This window comes from Nonomuraea sp. NPDC048901, assembly GCF_040649695.1.
Classification (GTDB): domain Bacteria; phylum Actinomycetota; class Actinomycetes; order Streptosporangiales; family Streptosporangiaceae; genus Nonomuraea.
The window spans coordinates 1-6,659 of the sequence record NZ_JBEZFW010000052.1 but is presented as its reverse complement, the minus strand read 5'-3'; the positions used below and the strand labels follow the sequence as shown (position 1 = coordinate 6,659).

Sequence of the window (6,659 nt, the reverse complement as noted above, 5' to 3'; positions counted from 1 at the left end):
ACCATCGAGGACCGGAAGATCACCAGTCTCAGAGAGTACTGGTCATCGGAAACTGTTGGTGAGCTCGTTGACTGACAGACCATGCAGAGCCCCCAGCGTGATCGCTGGGGGCTCTGCCTATGCGCCGTCTGCTCCTTGCTGGAGCTGGTACCGCTCAAGTAGGTCGTCGCGCCAGTCAATGTCGACGCGTGTCTTCCAGACCCCGGTGGGGCGGATCAGGTCGAAGCGGTTGATGCAGTGATCCACGACAGTCCAGTAAAGGATCAGTTTGTTGAGATCCGGTCTGCGCCGGAACTGGGTGAGGACGTCGTGAACGCCATGGGCGTCGCGGATGTCGAGGAGGCTCTGCTGCAGGCAAGGCGGCTGTCTCGTGAACGCACGGCGCGTCGGACTCGTAGGTGCATGGACGTCGACGGTGGAGATATGCCACATCCTGACGACGTCTTCTTCGAGAGACAGAATGAGCCCGCTCATCGACAGGCTCTCCTCGTCTCTCTCGGGTTCAGGCGCGAGTTCCAGCTTGAGGGACTTGATGATCGGCACGGCGGTACGGCGGATCATGTGCTTGTAAAGGTGCGTGTCGTCGCGGTAGTCCCAGCCCACGTGGTCGTGCAGGTCGTTGGCGGTGCGGATGCCGTCTTTGAGCGCCAGGTAGATGGGGCGCCAGATACCGTCGGTGCGACGCAAGACAGCCTCTTTTGAGTCGTCTCTGCCCATGGCCTGTCTCCCTCGCCGTCGTCAAGCCATGTCTCGGCGACCTCCACGCTGAACGATCGGCTCCTTCTCGTAAAGATCAGCAAAGGATGATGTAAGGGCCACGCAGGTATGGCTAGCGTGTGCGCCTCCGAAGTGATCTCTGGCCAGAGTGGCTGAAGTGACCGCCTCTCGGCTGTCGTGCGGATCGTCGACATTGTGTGGGCGGGCTGACGGCCGGTTTCGCCAGCGTCTTGTGGAGGGTTGGAGGCCCGGCCCTCGCTCGTCCCTCCAGGCGGCGAAGGCCGGGCTGTCTATGGGGCTGGCTCTCGGCGCAGATCCGACACGTGCACGACGAGAGCCCTGGCGAGCGTGTATTCCAGCGTGACCAGATCAGCCATCGGGACGTCCTGGCGGGTCGAGCCGCCAGAGGAGACGACGAGTCCCTTCACGCCCCATAGTTCGTAGTCGGGCGAGGTGTAGACGTGGGCCTCCTGCTGGAGATGCGGGCACGCGGCCCGAGCCTCAGGGATACACCGCCAGCACGTCGGCGGTTTGCTCAGGCGGCCGGCCGCGGCGTGCACCTCCTTGTGGAAAACCCACGCGAGAAGCCCGGTGTCGGGGTCCAGCGCGGGCCCCGCACACACCTGACAGAGCCGGTGCAGCATGCACTCCCGCTGCCGCAGCGTGTGCAGCTCGTCGTACTGGGGCTTCCCCTGGCGGTGCGTCTTCTGTCGAGCCCACAGCACACCCAGGTCCCAGTCGCTCGCCACCGGGTCGGTGTAGGACAGCCGGCGCCCGCTCACCGCCCACACGTCGTGGATGACGGCGAGGTCGAGGGAGACGGTCTCGCCAACGTAGGCGGCGACGTACGGCACCGGCAACACTGGGGCCGCTGTCACGTCGGATCGCCCGTCCGGAGCGGCAACCCCTTGGGCCGCGTGATCCAAGGGAGGGGGACCCTCTTCAGCTTCATGGCCGATCCGAAGCCTCGGCTGCCAGCTGCCCGGTCACCCATGTGGTGATGTGCTGCCGGTTGCGGACGGCCGCGTGTGTCAGCCCGTCGACGGTGGCGGCCTCAACCCGTGCGAGGCAGCCCGCCTCCAGTGCCTCGTCGGGCAGATCCAGCTCATACTCGGCGACATAGCAGCCCTCGCCGGCGTCGTACCAAGTCCGGTAGCGGAGCAGCTTGGGCGCGGGGGCGTGGGACATGGTCGACTGCGGCTCGGTGGGCCTCGTAGGCTTACACATAAATCGGACCTCCACCGTCCGATCAAGGGCCCGTCCCGGCGTTCGAGCGCCTGGCGGGCCCGCTGTATCTAAGGCTGCAGAAGAGTCTGCCACGTCAAGGTGTCTTAAACCATCCCTAGGCGTAGTACAGAGCGTCAGGGTGTACCTATGTTTGCCCAGGTACGGCACGCAATCTTGATCGCATGCACCCGAGCCGATCAAAGTGGCGGCAGGCGTACGCCGCCATCGTCGAGCAGATCCGCGCGGGCGAGCTGGCGGTCGGCGACCGGGTGCCGACCGTGCACGAACTCATGCAGCAGTGGTCGATGTCCAACACCGTCGCCCAGAAAGTCCACAGGGCTTTGCGCGAGGCGGGGCTGGTGGAGACAGAGCCAGGCACGGGCAGTTACGTGCTTGAGGGTGCGGCCGAGAAGCTCAGGACCGCACCAGGCGAAGACGGTGACCAGTAGAGGCGGCAGCAGGGCCAGTCGACGAAAAGGCAGAGGTGCTGCGAGGGGCTGGCGTGTGGTGGCAAGGTTGCCTGAGCACATCTCCCGCAACGAATCGAACACAGATTCTAATTGGCTCTTCCGTTGTGATTCGTCCACGTCCACACTGATATGGGAATCGGCATGCAATCCCGAGCGCTGAACAGGGTAAGAGATACGGTGAGCTCGTGAGGGGAGTCGGCATGGCGCACGTCCAAGACGTAGCCGCGTACATCCTCGACAAGCTCGGCTCGATGACGGCCATGAAGCTTCAGAAGCTCTGCTACTACGCCTACGGCTACCACCTGGCGTGGGAGGAGCGGCGTCTCTTCCCCGAGCGTTTCGAGGCCTGGGCAAACGGGCCCGTCTCCAAGGAGCTGTACGTCAAGCACCGCGGCCGATTCCAACTCAACCCCGGCGACATCAAGGGCGATCCAGGAGCTCTAGACGAGGGCGAGCGCGAGTCGATTGATCTCGTCCTGTCGTCGTATGGTTCTTTCGGCGCCAACCAGCTGTCCCAGATGACGCATCAGGAAAAGCCGTGGGTATGCGCTCGAGTGCGCGCCGGCGTAGCCCCGATGCAGCGTAGCGACGAGCCGTTGCTCGACGCGGAGATCTTCGAGTTCTTCGATGCCATGCTCGCGGCCCGCGCCGATGGCGAAGAGGGATAAGCAGAAACCTGTCCCGGCATCCGCCTACGAATCCAAGGGTGTACCTGTCGTCCTTGGAGCCGTTGCGCCGGGAACAGGCAAGAGCATCCCCAAGCGCCTGCTCGGCGTCGCCGCCACAGGCCTCGACGATGACCTCCAGCATCCACTGTGGCGGCTCTCCCTGCTCGACCAGGAATACGACGGCGCATGGGCATGGAAGGGCATCGGCAGAGACACGCTGATTCGGATCATCGACTTCCTGTCACAGATGGAGCGGCTGAGCTGGAAGGAGATCCGAGGCCAGTTAACCGGCGGCCACCGGCGCCGCGGCTCCAAGCACAAGTTCATCCCCGTGGAGCACCTGGCAACCGCAGCTCAGGATCGCTTACGCCACCTGGAACTGGACGAGTTCGACCAGGTGTTTCGTTTCCGGTTGAGTGGACCTGAACGACTGTGGGGCGTCATCTCGGACGAGAGCCCGCGGGTGTTCTACCCGATCTGGTGGGACCCCGCCCACAGGATTTGCCCCGGCAAGGATAAGGACTGACCACGGTCCCGCTCCCTCCTCTGGGGGGCGGGGCCGCTGTCGTTTCAGTCGGCCCTCGCTACCTACAGCCCGATGCCCCGAAGCGGGTTATCCGTCCATCGGTCGATGATCTGCATGTAGCCGAGCATCTCCCGGCTGTGCGGCTTCCACCCGCCCTGCGGCGCGATCGTGATCGCGTCGTGGCCGGCCCGGCGCGCCTCGGTGGCCATTCCCGACCGCAATCCATGGGCGGTCCGCTTGCCGAGCCCGGCGCGTGCCGCAGCTCGGGAGACGATGTCGCCAATCCCTGGAGGCGACAGGGCCCCACGGAGGTTTCCGTGCCGGTCCACCTGGCGCAGCGCTGGCCCATCCTCGAGGTCTGAAGCCTGGAGCCAGCCGCGCCAGGCGCGAACTGGGCACGTGGCGAGATGCTGTCCGTAGGGGATGGCGACCTCTCTGCGGCCGGTCTTGCCGAATCGGACGGTGGCGAGCAGCCCTTCGGGGACGTCGACCAAGTCGGGAACGTTCAGGTGGGCGATCTCGGAGCGGCGCCCGCCGATAGCGAACCCGATCAGGATGAGCGCCCGGTCTCGAGCGCCGGCCAGTGACTCGGGGCACGCCTCGGACATCGCGCGTAGCTCGGGCACGGTGAACGCGGGCGCTTTGCCGCGGCCTCGAGTCTCGCCGGCCTCCGCGAGGGCACGCTCCTCGCGGCGGAGTGCCTCGAGGGCCATCTCGATGACGGAGGTATGTATGGGCGTTCCCGCGTTCTTCATGGCGACTCGTACGCCGATGAGTCGCCGTCGTATGGTTGCTGGTGCTTTGCCTTCTCTGATCATCCAGGCGACGAACGTTCCGAACGTTCCTTCTGTTACTGCGGTGTCAGGGATTCCTGATAGGGCGCAGAAGCGCTCCCATGTCTTCTTGTCGCTGTCGTAGGCACGTTTGGTGTTCTTCGGCTTGCCTTCGGCCACGTAGGGGCCGATTGTCCGATCCAGCAGGTCGACGCGTTCGGCGGGGGTCATCAAGTCATGGGATAACCCGACTAGCTCGCTCTGGGGGGTCATAACCAGAGATTATCGTGGGTCAGGCGTCATGGCCACGTACCCATGATGGGTACGTAGCCATGATCCTCCTACGCTCGCTTTCATGATCGATCCGGACTCAGGTGTGCCCGTCTACCGCCAACTGGTAGACCTGATCCGGAAGCAGATCGAACGCGGTGAGCTCCGGCCCGGACAGCGGCTGCGCACTGAGCCGGAGTACATAGACGAGTTCGGCGTCGGCCGCGACTCTGTACGCCAGGCGATGGCCACGCTGCGGGCTGAGGGGCTGATCATCACGACGAAGCAGGGGTCGAAGGTGCGTCCGGTATTGGACATGGCGGAGGTGGCCATCTCCAAGGACACTCAGGTCAGCACGCGCATGCCGACGCTGAGGGAACGTCGCCTTCTGGGGCTGCCTGAGGGGGTGCCTGTCTTCGTGTTGGTGCGGCCGGGTGGCGAGCCTGAAGTGCTGGCGGGCGACCGGACGAAGTTGATCGTTGGGTGATTGAACCGCGCGTGAGCTTGATCCGAATAAGGGGGTAGGGGCATCTGCTCCGCAGGGACAGGGGACCTCGGCAGTTTGGGTGTCGAGGTCCCCGCCCCCTTGCGGGGCCGCACCGGCTCGATTGCAGAGCCTCGGGAGGGAACTGCCGGGCCGGTGCGGCGACCGTGTCCCCACGCTTCCCTCGCTCTGGAGCGTCGATCTCGGATCGTAGCTAACGGATAGCTTGCTGTCACTGGCCTAGCCGAAAATAGTTTCGCGGTTTCGGTATTACCGAAACCTAGCGCCAGGCTGAACGGCACGGAGATCCGCAATCACGCATCGTGCAGCCTAGATGCGGTCAGACGGCGAGACCCGAGCGTGCGCTTCCCGCGCCCGCTCGTCGCCGAGTTCCTCGGTATAGTGCCGCAGCATCGCTTCGGACCGCCAGCCGAGCACCCGTCGCACATCATCGGAATTCGCACCGACGGCCAGCTGCTGGTGCGCCGAGGTGCTCCGGAAGCGGTGCGGGTGTACGTTCTTCACGTCCGCCTGCTTGCCGCGCCGCTTCAACATGCCTTGCACCCCGCCCTTTAACAGCCGCGGCTCCTGGATGCTCTTGATGCCGAGCCACAGCCACTCCGAGTCCGCACGGGCGTGCCGGGCCCGCACTCGCAGATATCGGTCGATGGCGGTGGCGGTCTTGTCGCCGATCGGCGCCCAATGCTCGTCACCTCCTTTGAGAACGATCTTGAGGCGTCGTCCGCGCAGATCCACATCTTCAAGGCGCAGACCGCACAGACCGCCGACACGCATCCCGTTGTCGATGAAAACGCGGATGATCGCCGTGTCCCGCCTCGACGCGAAGTCGCTGCCCTTGCACACGTCCAGGAGGGCGCTGATCTCCTCCATGGTGAGATAGTCGTGCGCCTTGGTCTTCAGCTGCGGCTTGTCGGCCTTGAGCACGGGGGAGAAGCTGGTGCGCTCTCCTTCGGAGATGATCCAGTTCCACCAGACGCCGAGATAGGCGTGTGCTGCCACCGCGGTTGGGAGCCCTCTGCCGGTCCGCTCATGGATGAGGAACATGCGCACCTGCTCGGCCTGCACGCCCTCGGCGTCGTCCGGCTGCCCCTCCTCCTGGAGGTAGGTGACAAACCTGCGGGCAGTCCGCAGGTACACCTCGAGCGTGGCCGGCGCTTTGCCTGCTGCTTCGAGGGCGAGCTCCCACGAGTCGATGAGGCCGGCCAGGGGAGTGCCTGTTGGGACAGCGCGCTTGCGCTGGCGGGCGTTGGCGGTTCTGCGGCCGATGCCTGCGGTGATGGGGACGACGTTGTTTTCGGACACGGCTTCGCCTCCTCGGGTGAGGGATGGAGCGCATATCGCTTACGCTGCGGAGAACCGATTATGTGCTTCATCACCTGTGTGCAAGTCGCCCAGTAGATTTTCTGAGCAGATTCCACCCGGGTAGTTGGCCCCCGACCAGGGGTGATAAAGCTGCCGTCAACCCTCTCATACAGTTCTGATCACCGGCTTAACCTGCACTTA

9 protein-coding genes are annotated in these 6,659 nt (G+C 64.6%); 4 read left to right on the top strand and 5 right to left on the bottom strand.

Features of this window, described 5'->3' with window-relative positions; translation table 11 throughout:
- Positions 1-117 precede the first annotated feature (117 nt).
- The 3 genes from AB0C30_RS59650 to AB0C30_RS59640 form a co-directional block, all read right to left on the bottom strand.
- Positions 118-717 carry a hypothetical protein gene (locus AB0C30_RS59650; RefSeq protein WP_357962596.1) on the bottom strand — a complete coding sequence of 200 codons (600 nt, stop codon included), beginning with the start codon at positions 715-717 and terminating at the stop codon, positions 118-120.
- A gap of 290 nt (positions 718-1,007) precedes the next feature.
- On the bottom strand, positions 1,008-1,595 hold the full coding sequence (locus tag AB0C30_RS59645) for a hypothetical protein (RefSeq protein ID WP_357962593.1): 588 nt from the start codon (positions 1,593-1,595) through the stop codon (positions 1,008-1,010).
- A gap of 70 nt (positions 1,596-1,665) precedes the next feature.
- Positions 1,666-1,944, bottom strand: a complete 279-nt coding sequence (locus AB0C30_RS59640) for a hypothetical protein (RefSeq protein WP_357962590.1) — start codon at positions 1,942-1,944, stop codon at positions 1,666-1,668.
- A gap of 182 nt (positions 1,945-2,126) precedes the next feature.
- On the opposite strand from AB0C30_RS59640, the gene AB0C30_RS59635 reads away from it, so the two are divergent.
- The 3 genes from AB0C30_RS59635 to AB0C30_RS59625 all read left to right on the top strand — a co-directional run bounded on the left by AB0C30_RS59635 (position 2,127) and on the right by AB0C30_RS59625 (position 3,608).
- Positions 2,127-2,393, top strand: a complete 267-nt coding sequence (locus tag AB0C30_RS59635) for a winged helix-turn-helix domain-containing protein (RefSeq protein ID WP_357962587.1) — start codon at positions 2,127-2,129, stop codon at positions 2,391-2,393.
- A 221-nt stretch (positions 2,394-2,614) separates the two neighbouring features.
- The gene (locus tag AB0C30_RS59630; RefSeq protein WP_357962584.1) at positions 2,615-3,082 is read left to right on the top strand and encodes a type II toxin-antitoxin system antitoxin SocA domain-containing protein; all 468 of its coding nucleotides are present in this window, start codon (positions 2,615-2,617) and stop codon (positions 3,080-3,082) included.
- The gene (locus AB0C30_RS59625) at positions 3,066-3,608 is read left to right on the top strand and encodes a hypothetical protein (protein ID WP_357962581.1); all 543 of its coding nucleotides are present in this window, start codon (positions 3,066-3,068) and stop codon (positions 3,606-3,608) included. The genes AB0C30_RS59630 and AB0C30_RS59625 overlap by 17 nt, the downstream gene beginning before the upstream one ends.
- Before the next feature lie 62 nt (positions 3,609-3,670).
- On the opposite strand, the gene AB0C30_RS59620 is transcribed toward AB0C30_RS59625, so the two are convergent.
- On the bottom strand, positions 3,671-4,612 hold the full coding sequence (locus tag AB0C30_RS59620; RefSeq protein ID WP_357962578.1) for a site-specific integrase: 942 nt from the start codon (positions 4,610-4,612) through the stop codon (positions 3,671-3,673).
- 124 nt (positions 4,613-4,736) lie between these two features.
- On the opposite strand from AB0C30_RS59620, the gene AB0C30_RS59615 reads away from it, so the two are divergent.
- A complete protein-coding gene (locus tag AB0C30_RS59615; protein WP_357962576.1) occupies positions 4,737-5,138 on the top strand; it encodes a GntR family transcriptional regulator in 402 nt (133 codons plus the stop codon).
- A 327-nt stretch (positions 5,139-5,465) separates the two neighbouring features.
- Here the strand turns inward: AB0C30_RS59615 and AB0C30_RS59610 are convergent, their stop codons facing one another.
- A complete protein-coding gene (locus AB0C30_RS59610) occupies positions 5,466-6,458 on the bottom strand; it encodes a tyrosine-type recombinase/integrase (protein WP_357962573.1) in 993 nt (330 codons plus the stop codon).
- Positions 6,459-6,659: the final 201 nt, after the last annotated feature.

Excerpts from the sequence above, each read along its gene's own strand:
- AB0C30_RS59620 (WP_357962578.1), bottom strand. The coding sequence starts at position 4,612 with ATGACCCCCGCCGAACGCGTCGACCTGCTGGATCGGACAATCGGCCCC.
- AB0C30_RS59640 (WP_357962590.1), bottom strand. The coding sequence starts at position 1,944 with ATGTGTAAGCCTACGAGGCCCACCGAGCCGCAGTCGACCATGTCCCAC.
- AB0C30_RS59650 (WP_357962596.1), bottom strand. The coding sequence starts at position 717 with ATGGGCAGAGACGACTCAAAAGAGGCTGTCTTGCGTCGCACCGACGGT.
- AB0C30_RS59630 (WP_357962584.1), top strand. The coding sequence starts at position 2,615 with ATGGCGCACGTCCAAGACGTAGCCGCGTACATCCTCGACAAGCTCGGC.
- AB0C30_RS59615 (WP_357962576.1), top strand. The coding sequence starts at position 4,737 with ATGATCGATCCGGACTCAGGTGTGCCCGTCTACCGCCAACTGGTAGAC.
- AB0C30_RS59635 (WP_357962587.1), top strand. The coding sequence starts at position 2,127 with ATGCACCCGAGCCGATCAAAGTGGCGGCAGGCGTACGCCGCCATCGTC.
- AB0C30_RS59625 (WP_357962581.1), top strand. The coding sequence starts at position 3,066 with ATGGCGAAGAGGGATAAGCAGAAACCTGTCCCGGCATCCGCCTACGAA.